At 68.7% G+C, this 20,626-nt stretch carries 19 protein-coding genes; 13 read left to right on the top strand and 6 right to left on the bottom strand.

Annotation, left to right across the window (positions count from 1 at the left end; all coding sequences use genetic code 11):
• Positions 1 to 249 precede the first annotated feature (249 nt).
• Positions 250 to 1,341: a GNAT family N-acetyltransferase gene (locus B7438_RS05815; protein ID WP_085368599.1), complete on the bottom strand. Its 1,092-nt coding sequence runs from the start codon at positions 1,339 to 1,341 to the stop codon at positions 250 to 252.
• A gap of 218 nt (positions 1,342 to 1,559) precedes the next feature.
• Here B7438_RS05815 and B7438_RS05810 point away from each other — a divergent pair, with 218 nt between their 5' ends.
• The 6 genes from B7438_RS05810 to smc all read left to right on the top strand — a co-directional run bounded on the left by B7438_RS05810 (position 1,560) and on the right by smc (position 10,474).
• Positions 1,560 to 2,780 (top strand): branched-chain amino acid ABC transporter substrate-binding protein, encoded by a 1,221-nt coding sequence (locus tag B7438_RS05810; protein ID WP_085368598.1) that lies wholly within the window; start codon positions 1,560 to 1,562, stop codon positions 2,778 to 2,780.
• Positions 2,781 to 2,900: 120 nt separating this feature from the next.
• Entirely contained in the window at positions 2,901 to 3,908 is a 1,008-nt protein-coding gene (locus B7438_RS05805) for a branched-chain amino acid ABC transporter permease (RefSeq protein WP_085368597.1), read from the top strand.
• Entirely contained in the window at positions 3,905 to 5,125 is a 1,221-nt protein-coding gene (locus B7438_RS05800) for a branched-chain amino acid ABC transporter permease (RefSeq protein ID WP_085368596.1), read from the top strand. The genes B7438_RS05805 and B7438_RS05800 overlap by 4 nt, the downstream gene beginning before the upstream one ends.
• Positions 5,122 to 6,042 carry an ABC transporter ATP-binding protein gene (locus tag B7438_RS05795; protein WP_085368595.1) on the top strand — a complete coding sequence of 307 codons (921 nt, stop codon included), beginning with the start codon at positions 5,122 to 5,124 and terminating at the stop codon, positions 6,040 to 6,042. Before B7438_RS05800 ends, B7438_RS05795 begins: the two co-directional genes overlap by 4 nt.
• Entirely contained in the window at positions 6,035 to 6,742 is a 708-nt protein-coding gene (locus tag B7438_RS05790) for an ABC transporter ATP-binding protein (RefSeq protein ID WP_373270190.1), read from the top strand. The genes B7438_RS05795 and B7438_RS05790 overlap by 8 nt, the downstream gene beginning before the upstream one ends.
• A 156-nt stretch (positions 6,743 to 6,898) precedes the next feature.
• Positions 6,899 to 10,474: a chromosome segregation protein SMC gene (gene smc / locus B7438_RS05785; RefSeq protein WP_085368593.1), complete on the top strand. Its 3,576-nt coding sequence runs from the start codon at positions 6,899 to 6,901 to the stop codon at positions 10,472 to 10,474.
• A gap of 4 nt (positions 10,475 to 10,478) precedes the next feature.
• Here the strand turns inward: smc and B7438_RS05780 are convergent, their stop codons facing one another.
• Entirely contained in the window at positions 10,479 to 11,294 is an 816-nt protein-coding gene (locus tag B7438_RS05780; protein ID WP_256921879.1) for a CHAD domain-containing protein, read from the bottom strand.
• A 30-nt stretch (positions 11,295 to 11,324) separates the two neighbouring features.
• Here B7438_RS05780 and ftsY point away from each other — a divergent pair, with 30 nt between their 5' ends.
• Genes ftsY through ffh form a run of 3 tightly spaced genes read left to right on the top strand, consistent with a single transcriptional unit; the run spans position 11,325 to position 14,316 of the window.
• Positions 11,325 to 12,200, top strand: a complete 876-nt coding sequence (gene ftsY / locus B7438_RS05775) for a signal recognition particle-docking protein FtsY (RefSeq protein ID WP_085368591.1) — start codon at positions 11,325 to 11,327, stop codon at positions 12,198 to 12,200.
• A 10-nt stretch (positions 12,201 to 12,210) separates the two neighbouring features.
• Positions 12,211 to 12,711 (top strand): DUF2004 domain-containing protein, encoded by a 501-nt coding sequence (locus B7438_RS05770; RefSeq protein WP_085368590.1) that lies wholly within the window; start codon positions 12,211 to 12,213, stop codon positions 12,709 to 12,711.
• A gap of 33 nt (positions 12,712 to 12,744) precedes the next feature.
• Positions 12,745 to 14,316, top strand: coding sequence for a signal recognition particle protein (gene ffh, locus B7438_RS05765; protein WP_085368589.1), 1,572 nt, complete (start codon positions 12,745 to 12,747; stop codon positions 14,314 to 14,316).
• 10 nt (positions 14,317 to 14,326) lie between these two features.
• Here ffh and B7438_RS05760 read toward each other — a convergent pair whose 3' ends face one another.
• The 3 genes from B7438_RS05760 to B7438_RS05750 form a co-directional block, all read right to left on the bottom strand.
• Positions 14,327 to 15,025: an SGNH/GDSL hydrolase family protein gene (locus B7438_RS05760; protein WP_143465643.1), complete on the bottom strand. Its 699-nt coding sequence runs from the start codon at positions 15,023 to 15,025 to the stop codon at positions 14,327 to 14,329.
• A 94-nt stretch (positions 15,026 to 15,119) separates the two neighbouring features.
• Positions 15,120 to 15,848: an SGNH/GDSL hydrolase family protein gene (locus tag B7438_RS05755; protein WP_256921878.1), complete on the bottom strand. Its 729-nt coding sequence runs from the start codon at positions 15,846 to 15,848 to the stop codon at positions 15,120 to 15,122.
• An 83-nt stretch (positions 15,849 to 15,931) separates the two neighbouring features.
• Positions 15,932 to 17,071 (bottom strand): glutamate--cysteine ligase, encoded by a 1,140-nt coding sequence (locus B7438_RS05750; protein ID WP_085368587.1) that lies wholly within the window; start codon positions 17,069 to 17,071, stop codon positions 15,932 to 15,934.
• A gap of 182 nt (positions 17,072 to 17,253) precedes the next feature.
• On the opposite strand from B7438_RS05750, the gene rpsP reads away from it, so the two are divergent.
• Genes rpsP through rimM form a run of 3 tightly spaced genes read left to right on the top strand, consistent with a single transcriptional unit; the run spans position 17,254 to position 18,611 of the window.
• Positions 17,254 to 17,739: a 30S ribosomal protein S16 gene (gene rpsP, locus B7438_RS05745; protein WP_085368586.1), complete on the top strand. Its 486-nt coding sequence runs from the start codon at positions 17,254 to 17,256 to the stop codon at positions 17,737 to 17,739.
• 4 nt (positions 17,740 to 17,743) lie between these two features.
• Complete coding sequence (locus B7438_RS05740) at positions 17,744 to 17,974, top strand: RNA-binding protein (protein WP_055893072.1); 231 nt, start codon at positions 17,744 to 17,746, stop codon at positions 17,972 to 17,974.
• A 1-nt stretch (position 17,975) separates the two neighbouring features.
• A complete protein-coding gene (gene rimM, locus B7438_RS05735; RefSeq protein ID WP_085368585.1) occupies positions 17,976 to 18,611 on the top strand; it encodes a ribosome maturation factor RimM in 636 nt (211 codons plus the stop codon).
• Positions 18,612 to 18,687: 76 nt separating this feature from the next.
• On the opposite strand, the gene B7438_RS05730 is transcribed toward rimM, so the two are convergent.
• Complete coding sequence (locus tag B7438_RS05730) at positions 18,688 to 19,350, bottom strand: GntR family transcriptional regulator (RefSeq protein ID WP_085368584.1); 663 nt, start codon at positions 19,348 to 19,350, stop codon at positions 18,688 to 18,690.
• A gap of 90 nt (positions 19,351 to 19,440) precedes the next feature.
• Between B7438_RS05730 and B7438_RS05725 the strand changes: the two genes are divergently transcribed.
• The gene (locus B7438_RS05725; RefSeq protein WP_085368583.1) at positions 19,441 to 20,607 is read left to right on the top strand and encodes an MFS transporter; all 1,167 of its coding nucleotides are present in this window, start codon (positions 19,441 to 19,443) and stop codon (positions 20,605 to 20,607) included.
• Positions 20,608 to 20,626 lie beyond the last annotated feature (19 nt).

Below are 20,626 nucleotides of genomic sequence, written 5' to 3'. Positions count from 1 at the left end.
CCCCCACGCCACAGCCTCATCCCCATCAGGATCCGGTCAAGCGGAGATAACGGCCAGCACCTCCCGAATCTCCGCTCCAACGGAGAAACCGGCGGCGTGTCGGCCGGGATCTCCGCTCAAGCGCAAAACCGGAGGATCTGTGCGACACGCCGCCGGAGACTCCGTTGGAGCGGAGAAATCGGGCGGGAGAAGCGAGAACTCCGTTCGGACGGAGTTTGCGTGGGCACGGGATGGGGCGAGCCGGGCCCGCTAGCGCAGGGTCTTCTGCCAGTTGCCGGTGAGGGCGTGCGGGCGGAAGCCGAAGGCGTCGTTGACCGCGAGCATCGGCGCGTTCTCGTCGGCGTTCCAGGTGAGCAGCCGGTGGATGCGCGGGGCCAGGTCGGACAGCCTGCGCAGGTTCTCGAGTTTCACCAGCGTGCCGAGCCGCTTCCCGCGGTGCGCGGCGGCCACCAGCGTGTCGTACTGCTCCGCCTTGTCTCCGTCGTCCGGCACCGCGATCTCCGTGTACGCGGCCAACTCGCCGCTCGGGATGTGCTGGGCCACCGTGACGAGCAGCGGCTCTCCGCGCTCGATTAGCTCGTCCTCGTGGCGGCGGACCCGCTCCGGGGTCCAGGCTTCGTCGTCGAGGGCGATCCCGGAGTGCGGCACGTCGACCGTCATCCGTTCTTTGAGAGCGGAGAAGGCGGAGGCCAGCTCGTCCGGGGCGTGCCGCCACCAGCTGATCGTGCGGTAGTCGCGCGAGTGGTCGACGGCGTCCGCCAGCAGGGCGGCGGCGCGGCCGGGGTCGAGCGGAAGCGTCAGCTCGCTCGACCGTTCGATCTGGCCGAGCCGGTAGCCGTGGGAGAGGGCGAAGCGCACGTCGGGGGAGTCCGCCGGCAGCCCGCTGCTTCCCGCGGAGGCGCGCACGACGTCGCCGCCCGGCCGGATCGTGGCAGCCGGATGCTCGGTGTACGCGGACACCGCCGTCCTCCCGCCGTCCGCCGCCAGCTCCTCGCCCTTCGCCAGCAGGAGCGCCCCGATCCCGCGGCCGCGCACGGCGGGGGCGACGTCGACGAGCAGCGTGGCCGTCACCGCGTCCTCCTCCAGAGGGAAGTCGGCGACGACACGCCCGACGACGGCGCCGTCGAGCACCGCGGCGAAGAGCAGCTTCTCGTGGAACTCCTGCGCGCGGAACGACGCCAGCTCGGCCTCGGCGGTGTACACGAAATCGTCGTTGCCCCAGAGCGAGACGGCGATCCCGTTCATCACGGACACCAGCTCTTCGAAGGCCGCGGATTCGGGAGTGCCGAGACGCTCCGGCAGGGGAATCCGCACGATCGTGACGTGGCCGTCACCGAGCATCCATCGCCTCCTCGCCGGTTGCGCGAACCGAGTGCTCCCGAGCCTAACCCGGCCTCGTCGCCGTGAACAGGCCGAGCCGATTTGGTTTCGATCGTGTAAATCTCCGTAAGAAAGTGCGTTGCGATTAGTTGCAATGCATGTACTCTCGACACACATATTCGTGGTGCGAAGAGGCAACCACGCCGCTTCGTTACGAATTTCACGTCGAGAGGCAAGAGATGCTACGAAAGAAAGTCATCATCGGTGCGGCTGTTGCAGCGTCAGCCGCGCTGTTCCTGGCGGGGTGCGCCAACCAGGCGTCCACGGGGGGATCGACAAACTCGAGTTCGAAGGTCAACATTCCGGCCATCACCTCGATCGACACCCCGAAGGACGCCGTCCTCCCCGCCGGTGACGGAAAGGCGACCTGTGCCGCTGGGCTGACCATCGGCTATGTCGGAGCGGAGACGGGCCCGAACGCCCAGCTCGGTATCAACATCTACAACGGCATCCAGCTGGCGATCAACCAGCACAACGAGGCCAACAAGGGCTGCCAGGTCGGCTTCAAGAAGTTCGACACGGAGGGCGACCCGAACAAGGCGACCGGCCCGGTCACGCAGGCCGTCAACGAGGCGGACATCGTCGGCGTCATCGGCCTCCCGTTCTCGGGTGAGTCGAAGGCGACCGGCAACATCTTCGAGCAGCAGGGGCTGGTGCACATCACCCCGTCCGCGACCAACCCGGACCTGACGAAGAACGGCTGGACGACCTTCTTCCGTGGCCTCGGCAACGACGCGGTGCAGGGTCCTGCTGCCGCGAAGTTCCTCACGGGCAAGCTCGAAGCCAAGAAGGTCTACCTGGTCCAGGACGACTCCGACTACGGCATCGGCCTCGCGACCACCACCTCGAAGGCTCTCGGCGACGCGCTCGTCGGAACCGACAAGGTGACCACCGGCCAGAAGGACTTCTCGGCCGTCGTCTCGAAGATCATCAACGCCAAGCCGGACGCGGTCTACTACTCGGGCTACTACGCCGAGGGTGCTCCGTTCGACCAGCAGCTGGTCGCGAAGGGCTTCGAGGGAACGTTCGTCGCACCGGACGGCGTGAAGGACGACCAGTTCATCAAGCTGGCCGGCGACGCATCCAGCAACGCGTACTTCACCTGCCCCTGCATCCCGGGCGAGCTGATCCCGGACTTCGAGAAGGCGTACAAGACGCTCGCGAGCGCCGAGCCCGGCACGTACTCCATCGAGGGCTACGACGCGGCGACCGTGCTCCTGTCCGGCATCGACCAGGGCAAGACCACCCGTGCCGACCTCAAGGACTTTGTGAAGTCCTACGACAAGGACGGGCTGAGCAAGCACTACAAGTGGGACTCCACGGGTGAGCTGCAGGCGCCGACCGTCTACGGGTACAAGGTCGAGGGCGGCAAGATCGTCCCGATCGGAACCATCGGATAGCGCGACATAGAAAGGGATGCGGCGGGCGGCCTCCCGCGCCGCCCGCCGCATCCGTCGTCCCACCTGTCCGTTTCCGACCGGATCACGTACGATCCCTTCCTGTTCGATCTGGATGCCTGAATGCTCGAAACCCTTGTCCTCCACCCGGTCATCGACAACTCCTGGATCAACTTCGATGTCCCTTCCCTGATACAGAACTTCTGGGGCGCGACCTTCGACGGACTCACGTTCGGGGCCATCTACGGCCTCATCGCCGTCGGGTACACGCTCGTCTACGGTGTGCTGAACCTGATCAACTTCGCGCACTCCGAGGTGTTCATCGTCGGCGCGTACGGCGTCGTCATCACCCTCACCTCGCTGGGCTTCGGCCCCTCCATCCCGAACCTGTCGCTCGCGGCGATCATCGGTGACCTCCTCCTCGCCCTGCTCGTCGGCATGGTGGCGTCCGCGGTCACCGCGTTCCTGCTCGAACGGATCGCATACCGGCCGTTGCGAAGACGCAATGCGCCACGATTGGCGTTCCTCATCACCGCCATCGGCGCGTCGTTCGCCATCCAGTCGCTGATCTTCGTGATCCGTGGCGCGAACGCCGAGCCTGCGGTGACGATGTTCAAGCCGATCCCGGTGTTCGACGTGTTCGGCACCATCATCAACAGCCAGTCGATCATCATCGTGGTGGCCGCTGTCGTGCTGATGATCCTGACCGACATGTTCATCCGGCGCACCCGCACCGGCCGCGGCATCCGCGCCGTGGCCCAGGACCCGGACACCGCGACCCTGATGGGCGTGAACAAGGAACGGATCATCGTGATCACGTTCGTGCTCGGCGGCATCCTCGCCGGTGCAGCTGCCCTGTTCTACGTGATGCTCGTGCCATCCGGTGTCATATACACGGGCGGCTTCGTGCTCGGCATCAAGGCGTTCGCCGCCGCGGTGCTCGGCGGCATCGGCAACGTGCGCGGAGCGCTTCTGGGTGGACTTCTGCTCGGATTGATCGGAAACTACGGACAGATCCTGTTGGGCGACTCCCAGTGGACAGACGTCATCGCCTTCGTGGTGCTGGTGCTGGTGCTGCTGGTCAAGCCGACGGGAATCCTCGGTACCTCACTGGGGAGGAGCAGAGCATGAGCACGTCAGACGGACCCCGGGTGCTCCCGGATGCGCGCAGCGAGCAGGCACTGGATGCTGCGGAGGCCAAGCGCAAGAGGGGCGGGCCCCTCCAGGGCTTCCGCGACCGCTGGAACGGGCTGCCACGCCAGATCCAGTGGCTGTGGATGCTCATCGTGGTGGCTCTCGCCTTCGCCCTTCCGTACCTGAACTTCTTCCCGCTGACCACGGAGCCGGGCAACGACTGGCCGCTGGCCTGTTTCGCGATGGCCGTGTACGCGCTGATCGCCGTCGGCCTGAACGTGGTGGTCGGCTACGCCGGTCTGCTCGACCTCGGCTACGTGGCGTTCTTCGCGGTCGGGTCGTACACCGCGGCGATGCTGACGAGTCCGGACTCGCCGTTCCTCAAGATCCCGTACCTCTGGACGATTCCGGTGGCGATGGCGGTCGCGATGATCTTCGGCGTCGTGCTCGGCGTGCCGACGCTGCGCCTGCGTGGTGACTACCTCGCCATCGTGACGCTCGGCTTCGGTGAGATCGTGCGCATCCTGGCCACGATCATCCCGGCGCTGAAGGGTCAGGTCGGCTTCCAGAACGTCGGGCACCCGCCGGGAGAGGATGCCAAGGGCATCCCGATCTTCTCGAACTCGAACGGCATCCCGTGGTACTGGCTGACGCTGACGATCATCATCATCGTGCTGCTGCTGGTAGGCAACATGGAGCGCAGCCGCGTCGGCCGGGCCTGGATCGCCATCCGCGAGGACGAGGACGCCGCAGAGATCATGGGCGTCCCGACCTTCAAGTACAAGGTGTGGGCGTTCGCGATCGGCGCGGCGGTCGGCGGGCTCTCCGGAGCACTGTTCGCCGGTCAGGTCGGCTTCGTGAACAACCAGAAGTTCGACGTGCAGACCTCGATCCTGTTCCTCGCCGCCGTGGTCCTCGGCGGTACGGGCAACAAGGTGGGAGCCCTGCTCGGTGGTGCGATCGTGGCGTACATCCCGCTGCGCTTCACCGCCATCGCCGACTACAAGTACCTGATCTTCGGCGTCGCCCTGGTGGTGCTGATGATCTTCCGGGCGAAGGGTCTCGTGCCCGCCAAGCAGCGCCTGCTCGCCTACGGCCGCAACGCATACCGGTATCTGGTGAGCAAACCGGCGCCCCCGGCGACGGGTAGCACACCGAGGACGCCGAGCGCGCCGACCACACCGCCAGCAACGCCGAACGGAGGCGCATCATGACAGACGCCAACGCACATGCCGGTGCCGACGCCGGCGCCGACCTTCCGGACGGCGCAGACCAGGCGGCCCTCGCCGACCTGGACGTCGACCTCGACGTCGCGGCTGCGGCCGCCCCCGACCGCGACATCGCGGTGGAGGTGGGCGACAAGCTCGTCGAGGTGAAGAACCTCACCGTCAAGTTCGGCGGCCTGCTCGCCCTCGACGACGTGAGCTTCGACATCAAGCGCGGCGAGATCCTCGGGCTGATCGGCCCGAACGGTGCGGGCAAGACCACCTGCTTCAACGCCATGACCGGGGTGTACAAGCCGACCAGCGGCGACGTGCTGCTGGAAGGCAAGTCGATCAAGGGGCAGAAGCAGCACCAGATCACGCGCCTCGGCCTGGCGCGCACCTTCCAGAACATCCGCCTGTTCGGCGAGATGAGCGCGCTCGAGAACGTGGTGGTCGGTCTGGACGCCAGGCACCGCACCTCCGTGCCGGGCGCCCTGGTGCGGTCGCCCCGGCACATCCGCGAAGAGAAGTCGGCGATCGAACGCGGGATGGCCCTGCTCGAGTTCGTGGGCATCGCCGACCTGGCGAGCACCGCATCCCGCCAGTTGCCGTACGGCTACCAGCGGAGGCTCGAGATCGCGCGCGCTCTCGCGACCGACCCGAAGGTGCTCTGCCTGGATGAGCCGGCCGCCGGCTTCAACCCCGCGGAGAAAGAGGACCTGATGGACCTCATCCGCACGATCAGGGCCGACGGGTACACCGTGCTGCTGATCGAGCACGACATGCGCCTGGTGATGGGCGTCACCGACAGGATCGTGGTGCTCGAGTTCGGCAGGAAGCTCGCCGACGACGTTCCGCTCGCGATCCGCAACGACCAGCGCGTGATCGCCGCCTACCTGGGGGAGCCTGAAGATGACGTTGCTTGAACTGAAGAACGTGAGCGTCTCCTACGGGCGCATCGAGGCCATCCACGACATGTCGTTCTCGGTGGAGGAGGGCGAGATCGTCAGCCTCATCGGGGCGAACGGCGCTGGCAAGTCGACCACGATGAAGACGATCTCGGGCATCCTGAACCCGTCGCAGGGGTCGATCACCTTCGACGGCCAGGACATCACGAAGATGAAGGCGCACATCCGGGTGATCCGGGGCATCTCGCAGGCGCCGGAGGGCCGGGGCATCTTCCCCGGCATGACGGTGCTGGAGAACCTGGACATGGGCGCGTTCGGCCGCAAGGACCGCAGCGGGATGGACGCGGACTTCGAGCGCGTGTTCAACCTGTTCCCGCGCCTGGCCGAGCGCAAGACGCAGGTGGGAGGGACGATGTCCGGAGGCGAGCAGCAGATGCTCGCCATCGGCCGCGCCCTGATGTCCGCGCCGCGGCTGCTGCTGCTCGATGAGCCGTCGATGGGGCTCGCCCCGCAGTTCATCAAGCAGATCTTCTCGATCATCACCGAGATCAACAAGCAGGGCACGACCATCCTGCTCGTCGAGCAGAACGCCAACCAGGCCCTCGCCCGCGCCCACCGCGGCTTCGTCCTCGAAACCGGCTCCATCACCCACTCCGGCACCGGCAAGGAGCTCCTCGCCAACCCCGCCATCAAGGAGGCCTACCTCGGCGTCGGCTGACCTCCCAATCCATCGAGTCCGAACTTGTTCACGCGACACGCCGGTGTCAGGCGTGAATAAGTTCGGACTCGATGCGTTCGGTGGCGGGGAGCAGGGGACGGGTCGGGTAAATTTGGGGCGACGGCGCGGTAGACGGACGAGAGCGAGGAGCGGCGGGTGTATCTGAAGAGCCTGACGCTCAAGGGGTTCAAGTCGTTCGCGCAGCCGACGACCTTCGCGTTCGAGCAGGGCGTCACCTGCGTGGTCGGGCCGAACGGCTCCGGCAAGTCCAACGTGGTGGATGCGCTCGCCTGGGTGATGGGGGAGCAGGGCGCGAAGACGCTCCGCGGCGGCAAGATGGAGGACGTCATCTTCGCAGGGACCTCCACCCGCGGCCCGCTCGGCCGCGCAGAGGTCACCCTCACCATCGACAACTCCGACGGCGCACTCCCGATCGAGTACTCCGAGGTCACCATTTCGCGCACGCTGTTCCGCAACGGCGGAAGCGAGTACGCGATCAACGGCTCGGCCTGCCGCCTGCTCGACGTGCAGGAGCTGCTCAGCGACTCCGGACTCGGCCGCGAGATGCACGTCATCGTCGGCCAGGGGCAACTGGATGCGGTGCTGCACGCCAGCCCGGAGGACCGGCGCGGCTTCATCGAGGAGGCCGCCGGCATCCTGAAGCACCGGCGGCGCAAGGAGAAGACCCTCCGCAAGCTGGAGGCGATGCAGACCAACCTCACCAGGCTGAGCGACCTCGCCGGGGAGATCAGGCGGCAGCTGAAGCCGCTCGGCCACCAGGCGGAGATCGCCAGGGAGGCGCAGTCGATCGCGGCCGTCGTTCGCGACGCCAGGGCGCGCATCCTGGCCGACGACGTGGTGGCGCTGCGCACGGCGCTCGACGACCACGGCCGCACGGAGTCCGAGCGGCACAGCGAGCGGATCGTTCTGCAGGAGCAGCTGGAGCAGAAGCAGCTGAGGGTCGCACGGCTCGAACAGGCGCAGGTCGGCGACGAGGTCGACATCGCCCGGCGCACCGCGTTCGGCCTCGAGTCCGTGCAGGAGCGCCTCCGCAATCTCTACACGATGGCCAACCAGCGGCTCGCGCTGCTCGGCAGCCAGGCCGACGCACCGGATGCCGGCCCGAGCGTCAGCCAGCAGATGGTCCAGGATGCGCGCGACGAGGTCGACAGGCTCCGCACCGTGGTCACCGAGGCGGAGGCCGCGTGGACCGCCGCGCAGGCCGCCACCCGGTCCGCCCGTGGCAGGCTCGACGCCGTCGACGACGAGATCGCCGCCCAGAGCGCCCTCGTCTCCCGCCACGACCTCGAACTGTCCAAGCTGACCGGCCAGGCCGACGCGGCGGCGCAGCGACTCGCGGCCGTGCGCGGAGAGGTGCTGCGTCAGCAGAACGCCCTGGATGCCGCCACCGACCGCCGGGAGAAGGCGCGCGCCGAGTTCGCCGCCCGCGAGGCGGAGGCGGCGACGGCCGACGTCGGCGAGGGCAACCTCGACGAGGCGTACGAGCTGGCCCAGGCCGACGTCTTCGAGGCGGAGGGCGAGATCGAGCGCCTCCGCGAGGAGCTGCACACCCTGGAGCGCGAGCGCGACGCCCTCGCGGCGCGCACCAGCGCGCTGTCGTCCGCGCTCGACCAGAAGGACGGCTCGGCCGCCCTGGTCGCCGCGCGGCTGCCGGGTGTGCGCGGGCTGGTCGCCGAGCACATCCGCGTGCATCCCGGATTCGAGGCGTCGATCGCCGCGGCCCTCGGGTCGCTGGCGGATGCGGTGCTCGCCGACGACAGGGCGAGCGCGTTCGACGCGGTCGCCCAGGCATCGTCCGACGATCTGGGCCGGGTGGAGGTCATCATCGCCGACGCGTCCGCGTCCGAGGTCGACCTGTCCGGTGTCGCGGGCGTCGTCGCCGCGCGCTCGGTGGTCGAGGCTCCGGACGGCGTGCTCGGCATCCTGGCGTTCACGGCCATCGCCGACGACCTGGATGCCGCCAGGGCGGCGTCCGCCGCGTTCGCGAAGCGGAAGCTCGGCGGCCCGGTGACGATCATCACGAAGTCCGGAGAGGTGCTCACCGACTACGTGCTGCGCGGCGGCTCCGGCGCGAAGCAGAGCCGCATCGAGCTGATCGCCGACCGCGATGCTGCGGCAGACCGGCTGGGCGAGGTCACCTCCCTGATCGACAGGGCCAAGTTCGCCCTCGCCGAGCAGCGCGGTGTGCTGCAGGTGGCGAAGGAGCAGTCGCAGGCCGCGCTCGCCTCGCTCCGCGAGTTCGACGCGAAGCTGGCGGCGCAGACCGAGCAGCTCAACAGGCTCAAGGTGCAGTTGGAGGCGTCGCAGGCCGAGTTCGACCGCCTGAGCACGGCGCTGTCGCTCGCCGCGGAACGCGTCGCGGAAGCGGAGGCCGCCGCCGATAAGGCGAAGTCGGAACTGGAGACGGCACGGTCCCGCCCGCGCCCGATCCTCGACGTGACCGCACGGGATGCGCTCTCCGCCGAACTGGAGGGCGCCAGGGAGGCGGAGGTCGAATCCCGGCTCTCCGTCGAGACGGCCAAGGAGCGCGTGCGTGCCGAGCAGGCCAGGGGAGAGGCGCTCGCCCGGCAGCTGGACGCCGAGCGCGCCGCCGCCGAGGAGGCCGCCCGCCGCGCCGTCATCCGCCGCCGCCAAGTGGATGCGGCCACCGGCGTCATCGAGGCGCTTCCCGCCGTGCTCGACTCCGTCGACCGGTCCGTCGCGCAGGCGAGGGTGGAGCTGGCCGCCGCCGAGGCGAAGCGGTCGAGCCAGAACGACGAGCTCGCCACGCTGCGCCGCGAGGAGAACGCGGTGCGCGATCGCCTGCAGGTCATCACCGAGAGCGTGCACGGCCTCGAACTGCAGATCTACGAGAAGAAGCTGCACTTGTCGAGCCTGCTCGAACGCGCGGGCAGCGAACTCGGCCTGGTCGAGGATGTGCTGGTCGCCGAGTACGGCCCGGAGGTGCCCATCCCGGTCGACGCGCCCACGCCGGATGCGGCGGAGGACTCCGATCAGGACGGCGACGCGGGCCAGGACGGCGACGCCGAGCGCGAGACGGTCCCCTTCAACCGGGAGCAGCAGCAGAAGCGCCTCGCCGCCGCCGAGCGGAAGCTGGCGCAGCTCGGCCGCGTCAACCCGCTCGCGCTGGAAGAGTTCGCCGCCCTCGAACAGCGGCACAAGTTCCTCACCGAGCAGCTGACCGACCTCACCAAGACGCGCACAGACCTGCTGACGATCATCGAGGACATCGACGAGAAGATGCAGACCATCTTCGAGTCGGCCTTCGAGGACACCAAGGAGGCGTTCGGCTACGTCTTCCCCATCCTCTTCCCGGGAGGAACGGGAAGCATCTCGCTGACGGACCCGGAGAACCTGCTCACCACGGGTATCGAGGTGTCCGTGAAGCCGGCGGGCAAGAAGATCGAGCGACTGTCGCTGCTCTCCGGCGGTGAGCGCTCGCTCGCGGCCGTCGCACTGCTGATCGCGATCTTCAAGGCGCGCCCCAGCCCGTTCTACATCATGGACGAGGTCGAGGCCGCCCTCGACGACGCCAACCTGGGCCGCCTGCTGACGATCTTCGAAGACCTCCGCGAGTCGAGCCAGCTCATCGTTATCACCCACCAGAAGCGCACGATGGAGATCGCGGACGCCCTCTACGGCGTCTCGATGCGCCAGGACGGCGTCTCCGCGGTGGTCGGCCAGCGCGTGGCGCAGGAGCAGGCCTCCTAGCGGATCAGAGCGCGTCCGCCACGCCGGCCACGAGGTCGTCGAGCCCAGCCAGTCTCTCGTCGGCGCGCTCCTCGCAGGCGGAGGCCAGACGCTCCACCCCGGCCGCCGCAGCGGGCGACAGGTCGGCGTCCTCCGCCTTCTGCCGCAGGTGGGCGGCGAGGAGTACCAGGTCGCGGTGGTCGCCGAGCGCGTCCTGCAGCGCCTCCGCCGCCGCTGCCAGCCGCACGGCGTCCCGGCCGAACAGGTCAGCGACGGCCTCTGCCGCGTAGCGTAGGCGCCTGGCGGCCTTCCTGGTCGTGTGCTTGGCCTCCAGCGAGGCGTCCGCCGGCGCGGTCACCCGGCGGGCGGCGCGGCGCAGCCCTTTCCTGGCCGTCTTCCTCGGGTGGTCGGCTCCGCGGCTGCTGAGCGGAGGGCCGGCCGCGAACGAGACGGTGTCGGCGACGAGACGGCGGTCGCTCCTGCCGCTCAACTCGGAGACAAGGCGCGTGACGGCGGCGGCGTGGGCGGAGCGGGCGTCCGCGGCGAAGGCGACGACCGCATCCATCGTCGGTGTGTCGAGCCCAGGATCGGCCGCCAGCCCATCGAGCGCGTCGGCCAGAACCTCCAGATCGCGCACCACGCCCAGCCGCGTGCCCAGCACTCTGAGCCGCCGTCGCAGCCGCTTCGCGTCGTCCTTCTCGAACGCGCGCCGATACACCCCGAGGATGCTCCGCAGCCTGCGCACCCTGGTGCGCGCCTGGTGCACGGCGTCGTCCCCGCCGGTCTCGATCGCCACCAGCTGCTCGGCGAGCTCCGCCGACACCGCCACGAGAGAGAACATGGTCACACGCTAACAACTACGCTGGGAGCTATGGCAGAACGCACCCCCTGGTCTTTGTCCGGCGCGCTCCGCGGCATGTTCGCGAAGAAGACGATCGACGACACCACCTGGGACGACCTCGAGACGGCGCTCATCACCGCCGATTTCGGACCGGATGTGACCGAGGCGATCGTCGACGACCTGCGCGCCAAGGTCGACCGCTACCACACCACCGATCCGGCCGACCTGCAGCGGATGCTCCGCGAGAGCCTCGAAGAGCGCCTCTCCAAGCTCGACACCACGCTCAAGCTGAGCGACCGCCCGGCCGTCGTGCTGGTCGTCGGCGTCAACGGCGTCGGCAAGACCACCACCATCGGCAAGTTCGCCAAGTTCCTGCGCACCTACGACCGCACCGTCGTCGTCGGCGCGGCGGACACGTTCCGTGCGGCGGCCGTCGAGCAGCTCGCCACCTGGGCACAGCGCGCAGGGGTGGAGATCGTCCGCCCGCAGCAGCAGGGCCAGGATCCGGCGTCCGTCGCGTTCCAGACCGTCGAGAAGGCCAAGAACGACGGCACGGAGATCGTGATCATCGACACGGCAGGGCGGCTGCAGACCAAGGGCGGCCTGATGGACGAGCTGTCCAAGATCAAGAGGGTGGTGGAGAAGCAGGCTCCCATCGCCGAGGTGCTGCTGGTGCTCGACGCGACCACCGGTCAGAACGGGCTCGCCCAGGCGGAGGCGTTCATCGAGCACGCCGGGGTCACCGGGCTCGTGCTCACGAAGCTCGACGGCTCGGCCAAGGGCGGCTTCGTGCTCGCCGTGCAGGAGAAGACGGGCATCCCGATCAAGCTCGTCGGCCAGGGCGAGGGCATCAACGACCTCACCGGTTTCACCGCGCACGTCTTCGCTCAGCAGCTGGTCGGCTAGGGGCGCGGGCATGGCCATCGAACACGACTACTTCGGCATCATCGACGAGACCGCATCCGGTGGGCTCGCCTGGAACGACTCCGCCGACCTCTCCGAGCAGGTGGTCGAGGTCGACCTGCTGGCCGACGACGAATCCGCGGTGACCGAGTTCGCCCTGGATTCCGCCGCCGCGCTCATCCAGGCCATCGACGGGTTCGACGCCCGGGCACGGGATGCGCTGATCGCCGAGCTGAGCTCGCGCCAGTCCGCCACCGTGGCATACATCGACGAGCACGTCGAGAAGCTGGGGGAGACGCTGCTCGACCTGCTCGTCCACAACTCGGGCGACATCGCCGTCGACGTGCTGCGCTCCCTGCAGCTGCTGCGCATCCTGCTGCAGCCAGACCACTCCGACGAGGAGGAGGTCTTCGCCACGTTCGACTACTCGATCAGCCCGGACGAGACGGATGCGCTGCTCACCGTGTCGTTCGACATCCGGGGCGACGTGGTCGCGGTCGACACGCAATCCTGACGCACAGCATCCGCCCGGTAAACTGGTTGGATCATGGCTACTTTCGGATCGCTGTCTGACCGCCTGGCAGATACCTTCAAGAACCTTCGCACCAAGGGCAAGCTCTCTCCGGCCGACGTCGACGGCACCGTGCGCGAGATCCGTCGCGCCCTGCTCGACGCCGACGTCGCGCTCCCCGTCGTCAAGGAGTTCACCGGCAAGGTGCGCGAGCGCGCCCTGAGCGACGAGGTCAACAAGGCCCTCAACCCGGCTCAGCAGGTGGTGCAGATCGTCAACGAGGAGCTCGTCGAGATCCTCGGCGGCCAGCAGCGCAGGCTGCAGTTCGCGAAGAAGCCGCCGACCGTCATCATGCTCGCCGGCCTCCAGGGCGCAGGTAAGACCACGCTCGCCGGCAAGCTCGCGAAGTGGCTCGTGAAGGACGGGCACACGCCCGTGCTCGTCGCGGCCGACCTCCAGCGCCCGAACGCCGTCACCCAGCTGCAGATCGTCGGAGAGCAGGCGGGGGTCCCCGTCTACGCCCCGGAGCCGGGCAACGGCGTCGGCAACCCGGTGCGCGTCGCGAAGGACGCCCTGAAGTTCGCGGAGACCAAGCAGTACGACACGGTCATCGTCGACACCGCCGGCCGCCTCGGCGTCGACGCCGAATTGATGAAGCAGGCGTCGGACATCCGCAAGGCCGTCGACCCAGACGAAGTGCTGTTCGTGATCGACGCCATGATCGGTCAGGATGCGGTGGCCACGGCCAAGGCGTTCCAGGACGGCGTCGACTTCACCGGTGTCGTGCTGTCCAAGCTCGACGGCGACGCCCGCGGTGGCGCGGCCCTCTCCGTCGCGTCCGTCACCGGACGCCCGATCATCTTCGCCTCCATCGGTGAGGGGCTGGACGACTTCGAGCCGTTCCACCCCGACCGCATGGCGTCGCGCATCCTCGACCTCGGCGACATCCTCACCCTCATCGAGCAGGCCCAGGAGGCCTTCGACGAGGAGGAGGCGCGCAAGGTCGCCGAGAAGTTCGCGACGGACAGCTTCACGCTCGACGACTTCCTCAAGCAGATGCAGCAGCTGCGCAACATGGGATCCATCAAGAAGATGATGGGCATGCTGCCGGGAGCCGGCGCCATGAAGCAGCAGCTCGACAACTTCGACGAGAAGGAGATCGTGCGCACCGAGGCGATCATCCAGTCGATGACCAAGGCGGAGCGCACCACGCCGAAGCTGCTGAACGGCTCGCGCCGCCTGCGCATCGCGAAGGGCTCGGGCTCCACAGTGACCGAGGTGAACCAGCTCGTCAACCGGTTCGAGCAGGCCGCCAAGATGATGAAGACCGTCGCCAAGGGCGGCGTGCCGAATGTGCCGGGCATGGGTCCGATCCCGGGCGCCAGCTACGGCGGCAAGGCCAAGCAGCAGCCCAAGAAGAAGGGCTCGCGCTCCGGCAACCCGGCCAAGCGCGCGGCGGAGAACGCAGCGCTCAGCTCCGGCGCGAAGCCGTCGACCGGCGCGCAGGGCGGCTCGGGCTTCGGCCTCGGCGGCGGCGCGGGCGCCGGCAAGCAGGGTGGCCCATCCGAGGAAGAGCTGGCCTCGCTGCAGAAGTTCCTCGGCCGCTAGGGCGCGAGCGCTACAGCGCGAGGGACTTCGGCGCGAGCTTGGTCTCGATCGCCTTCGCGACGATCTCCTGACCGGCCGGGTTCGGGTGGATGCCGTCCGCCTGCAGCCACTCCGGGTGGCCGACGAGCGGGAAGCCGATGTCGACGAACGTGCCGTCCACGTCCTCCACGGCGGAGCGGAACGCGTCGTCGACCATCGTGATGGTCGCCGGCGGCTGGTCGGAGCCCCAGATGGCGGTGACGCCGATGATGTGCGCGCGCGGGAACGCGGAGCGGAGCGCTCCCACCAGTTCCGTGCTCTTCTGAGCGAGCGCCGCCGGGTCTTCCAGCCGGTCGTTCCTGGTCGCGGCGATCAGGATGTACGACGGCTTCAGCGCGACGGCCTGGTCGACCTGCTGCTGGAAGGTCGTGCCGTTCCAGCCGGGGTGCAGGAAGCCGGAGCCGGAGACGGCGAGGTCGGTGAGCCGCCAGTCGTGCACCTTCGCGACGAGGGCGGGCCAGGCCTGGTCCTGCTGGATGCCCTTGCCGAACGCGATGGAGTCGCCGATCGCGACGGCGACGGGACGCTCCGCGACCTGGGGCGCCGCGGCCGAGCGCTGTCCGGCGACGGGTTCCTGCGGTGCGGCGGCCGTGCATCCGGTGAGGACGACGGCGACAGCCGTGGCGGCGGCGAGAAGGGCCACTCGGAGGCCACGGGTAGACAAGCGCACGGAGCGAGAGTAAGGGGCGGAAGCTGCGTGAAAGCTGTGTGTTTCAGAAGGTTCGATCAGCGGGCGGCCGCAGACCGCATCCGGTGGCCGCGAATCAGTGCGATGAGGCGTTGGCGGACTTCGTCGTGACCCTGGCCGCCGCGATCTTGTCCGCGATCAGCCCGGCGAGCAACTGCTGCCCCTCCGTCGTGGGATGCACGTTGTCCTTCTGCACCAGATCGGCGCGGTTCTGGAACGGCTGGCCGACATCCACCCAGGTGCCGTCGACCGCGAGCACGGCGCTGCGGACGATGCTCGCGACCACCGGAGTCGCCGGGGTCGGGGTGCCGGCACCCCAGATCGGGCCGACCCCGATGATGACCGCGTCCGGGAGGGCGGTGCGCAGCCTCTGCAGCTGTGCCGTCGCCGTCTGCTTGAGCTCGATGGTCGAGCCGAGCGTGTCGTTGCGGGTGGCGGCGACGAGCACGACCTGCGGCCGCAGCGCGATCGCCTGGGTCACCTGCGCCTCGTAGGTGTGCGTGTTGAGTCCCGGCGCGATGAAGCCGGATGCGCTGTCGGCGAAGTCATTGAGCGTCCAGCCGAACTGGTCGGCGACGAGAAACGGCCAGGCGTCGTCAGAGGGGACGCCGTTGCCGATCGCGATCGAGTCTCCGATGGCGGCGGCGCGCACGGGCGCGTCGGAGGACGCCTGCGACGTCGGGGCCGGCGTCGGCTCTCCCGTGACGCTGGCTCCGCCGGCGAAGGCGGTGCATCCTGCGGTCACGGTGAGAACGATGGCGGCGATGGCGGCGGCGGCGATTCGGGTTATCGGTCGGGCGAGCACAGCAGAAAGCATACGTTGCCGGTTCGCAGAGGATGCTGAGCGGGGGAGCGGGCGGGGCAGCGACCGGTGGAGCGGCGGCAGGGTCAGCTCCTGTCGAGTCCGTCGCGCAGCTCGTGCGTGAGCGAGCTGACGACCGCCTGCAGGCTGCCGCCGTTCGCCTCTGCGACCCGCAGCTGCCGCTGGTAGCTCGCGCCCTTCGACAGGATCACGTCGACCGTCTCCAGCTCGGCCAGGCAGCCGAGGCGTTCCGCCGTGGGGGAGAGGTCGACGATCAGGTCGCGCAGCGCGTCGGACACCAGCCGCTCGCTGCCGTCCGGTGCGGTGATGATCTCCGCATCCAGGCCGTAGCGGGCGGCGCGCCACTTGTTCTCCCTGACGAACCAGGGCTGCAGCGTGACCGGCTCCTCTCCGTCGTCCAGCTGGCCGGACATCCGGTCGGTGAGGCAGTGGATGATCGCGGCGACGGCGCCGACCTCGTCCGCCGTCGACATCCCGTCGCAGGCGCGCATCTCGACCGTTCCCCACTTCGGAGACGGCCGGATGTCCCAGCGCACCTCGCTGTGGTCGGTCACGACGCCGGTCGTCACCAGATCCTGCACGTACTCCTCGTAGTTCGCCCAGCTGCCGAACTGCCAGGGCAGCCCCGCCGTCGGCAGCTGCTGGAACATCAGCGCTCGGTTGGAGGCGTATCCCGTGTTCGCCCCCGCCCAGAACGGGCTGGATGCGCTGAGCGCCTGCAAGTGCGGATAGTAGGTGAGCAGGCCGTTGACGATCGGCAGCGCCTTCTCCCTGTCGTCGATGCCGACGTGCACGTGGATTCCCCAGATCATCATCTGACGCCCCCACCACTGCGTGCGGTCGAGCAGTCGGTCGTAGCGCTCGTTCGGCGTGACCTTCTGGTCGAACCACTGGGCGAACGGATGCGTCCCCGCGCACATCAGCTCGACGCCGAGCGGGTCGATGACCTCGCGGACGAGCCCGATCAGCCCCTGGAGGTCGTCGACCGCATCCGGGACAGTGCGGTGCACCCGGCTGACCAGCTCGACGGTGTTCATCAGCAGTTCGTGGGTGATCTGCGGGTGCTCTTCGCCGTCCGGCCCGGAGAGCTCTGTGAGCACCTCCTCGGCGATCTGCACGAGGTCTCCCGTCGACGAGTCGACCAGCGCCAGCTCCCACTCGATTCCGACGGTGGAACGCTCGGATTCCGAGAATTCGATCTGCATAGTGGGCGTCCTGATCATTCGATTGTTCAAAGGGCGGCGGTATCTGACAGAATAGCTAGTTGAGTTCCCTCGTACCCGACCCTCTAATCAGGTGCGGTGGAACACCATAGACCTCCTGCCGAGTGTGCCCCCACGCTCACGGCAGACAGTTCGTCACGTCACTCATACACACAGGAGAATTTGTGTCTGTCAAGATCCGTCTGAAGCGCCTCGGCAAGATCCGCGCACCGTACTACCGCATCGTCGTCGCCGACTCGCGCACCAAGCGCGACGGCCGTGTCATCGAGGAGATCGGTCTGTACCACCCGACCGAGGACCCCTCGGTCATCGAGGTCAACTCCGAGCGCGCGCAGTACTGGCTGAGCGTCGGCGCCCAGCCGACCGAGCAGGTCCTCGCACTCCTCAAGCTCACCGGAGACTGGGGCCAGTTCAAGGGCGACAAGAACGCCACCAGCACCGTCAAGGTCAAGGAAGCCAAGGTCGAGTTCCAGGCCGACGAGAAGAAGAAGCCGGTCCTCAAGCCGAAGGCGGAGAAGCCCGCTGCTGTCGCAGCAGAGGCCGAGGCCGTCGTCGAGGCAGAGGTCGAGGCCGAGGAGGCCGCTGAGGCCGAGGTCGTTGCCGAGGCCGAGGAAATCACCGAGGCTGCCGCCGACGGCGAGAAGGCGTAACACCTTGCTCGCACCCGCACTCGCGCACCTCGTCAAGGGGATCGTGGATCACCCGGACGACGTGCACGTCGTTGCAAAGAGTTCGCCCCGTGGCGAGGTCCTCGAGGTTCGTGTGAACCCCGAGGACCTCGGCAGGGTCATCGGCCGGTCCGGCCGCACCGCCAAGGCGCTGCGGACGCTGGTCGGTGCACTGGCCGACGGCCGACGCGTTCGCGTCGACGTCGTCGACGACTGAGGTGGCCGACCACAAGCTGCCCCGCAAGGACGCCGCACCGCGGCCGGATGAGACCCAGCTGCGGGTCGGACGGCTCACCAAGGCGCACGGCCTGAAGGGCGCGATCAAGGTCGAGCTCTACACGGACGAGCCGGAGAAGCGCTTCGTCCCAGGAGCGGTCTTCACCCTGCAGGTGCCGACCGCATCCAAGTGGCACGGCAAGTCGCTCGAGCTGACCGAACTGCGCTGGTACAACGGCCACGCCGTGGCGTTCTTCGCCGGCGTGGACGACCGCTCGGAGGCGGAGACCCTCATCAAGGCGATCCTCTGGGTCAGCCAGGATGTGAAAGAGCTCCCCGACGAGGAGGACGCCTGGTACGACCACCAGCTGGTCGGACTGGATGCCCTCCGTGACGGCCAGAAGGTCGGCGTCGTCGCCCGTGTCGACCACCTTCCTGCGCAAGACCTGCTCGCGATCAAGACCGCGAACGGCGAAGTGCTCGTGCCGTTCGTCAAGGCGATCGTGCCCGAGGTCGACGTGACGGCGGGAACGGTGACGCTCACCCCGCCCGCCGGGTTGTTCGAAGAACTGCCGGACGACGACGACGCGGATGCCGAGGCAGACACGGACGCCGAGCCGGAGAACGACGCGGAGTAGCCGCCAGCCGTCATTGCACTGATTGCCCGAAGAGCCCCGACGAGAGTCGGGGCTCTTCTGCGTCCGGCACCCGCCGTCAGCGCACGATCGCGAGGCCGCGGGCGCGCAGGGTGCGGGTGTCGGCATCCAGTGCCGCCATCAGGCGCTCGTGCGTGCCGACGATGTGCCGGTGGATGCTGTCTGCCGCTGCCTCCGCATCCCGGGCGGCAAGCAGGCCGAGGATGTCGCGGTGCTCCTGCCAGGCGGTGCGGCGCGCGTCCTCCGTGCGCACTTCGAGCCAGCGGGTGCGGGCGAGCCTGGTCATGGCCGCGTCGACGCTGTCGGCGAAGAAGTGGTTGCCGGACAGCTGCGCGAGCTCTACGTGGAAGTGGGTGCCGGCGATCATCGCGTCGTCGCTCGGCCGGTGCAGGTCGAAGGCGCCGAGGCGGGTGGTGAGGTCTTCGATGGCGTCGTCGGAGGCGCGGGCGCAGCTGTGCCGGATCGCAGCGGACTCGACGGCGTCGCGGAGTTCGCTGAGCCGGGCGATCTCGCCGAGGTCGATGGGGGTGATCTGCCAGGCGCGGCCGTCGCGCTCGACGAGGCCGTCGGCCTCCAGGCGCATCAGGGCGGCGCGGAGCGGGGTGCGGGACGCGCCGAGGTCGGTTTCGAGGCCGCGTTCGGTCAGGCGTGCGCCCGGCATCCGTTCGAGGTCGAGAATTTGCGCGCGCAGCCGGTCGTAGACGGTCGTTTGCTCAGCCACGCGGGGACTCCTTTTGGTATACCGGCTTGGTATACCACTAGGGTATACCTCGTGACCTCCACCGTACAACGCACCCCGCGACCGTGGCTCATGCTGTCGTTCGGCGTCATCGCCCAGGCCAGCTCCACCGTGTTCGTGTCGACGCCCGCCTTCCTCATCCCGCTGCTGCACACCGAGCGCGGGCTCAGCCTCGCCCAGGCCGGGCTGCTCGCATCCGCACCGACCCTCGGGCTGGTCATCACACTCATCGGCTGGGGAGCGCTCAGCGACAGGATCGGCGAGCGCTGGGTGATCGCCTCCGGACTCGCGCTGACCGCCGCCGTCGCCTTCGCGGCGATGTTCGCGAGCGACTACCTCAGCCTCGGCGCGCTGTTCCTGCTGGGCGGGATGGCGTCGGCGAGCCCCAACGCCGCCAGCGGGCGCGTGGTGATCGGCTGGTTCCCGAAGGAGCGTCGCGGGCTCGCGATGGGCATCCGGCAGATGTGCCAGCCGCTCGGCGTGGCCGTCGCGGCGCTGACCATCCCGCAGCTCGCCGCGGCGGGCGGGATCGGCGCTGCACTGGCGGTGCCCGCCGTGCTCTGCGCCGTGTCCGCCGTGCTCTGCGCCGTCGGCATCGTCGACCCGCCCCGGCCTCCGCGGACGACGGGAGGGGATGCGCATCCACTGGCCGTGTGGAAGCCGTACAAGGAGACCTCGCTGCTGTGGCGCATCCACGGGGTGTCGATGCTGCTGGTGGTTCCGCAGTTCACGGTGTCGACGTTCGGACTGGTCTGGCTGGTGACCGAGCTGCACTTCTCCGCCCTCGCCGCCGGGATCGTGATCGGCGTGAGCCAGTTCGCCGGGGCGATCGGGCGCATCGGCGTCGGGGTGCTGAGCGACAAGGTCGGCAGCCACCTGCTGCCGCTGCGCTGGGTGTCCGTCGCGGCTGCCGTGGTGATGCTGCTGATGGGAGCAGCGTCGGCGCTCGGCGCGGTGTGGGCTGCGGTGATCCTGATCGTCGCGGCGATCGTCACCGTGGCGGACAACGGACTGGCGTACACCTCGGTGGCGGAGATCGCCGGGCCGTTCTGGTCCGGCAGGGCGCTCGGCACGCAAAACACGGGCCAGTTCCTGGCGGCGTCGGTGGTGGGCCCTGCGGTCGGCGGCCTCATCACGCTGCTCGGCTACCCGCTCGCCTTCGCAGCGGTGGCGCTCTGCCCGGTGATCGCGACCCCGCTCGTGCCCAGGGACAGGGAGCTCGCCGTCGTCCCGCAATAAGCGGCGCGCGCTCGCATAA

It is taken from the genome of Leifsonia sp. NCR5, from assembly GCF_002105485.1.
Taxonomy (GTDB): domain Bacteria; phylum Actinomycetota; class Actinomycetes; order Actinomycetales; family Microbacteriaceae; genus Leifsonia.
The sequence above is the reverse complement of the archived record's forward strand: the minus strand, read 5'-3'. Positions and strand labels throughout refer to the sequence as shown.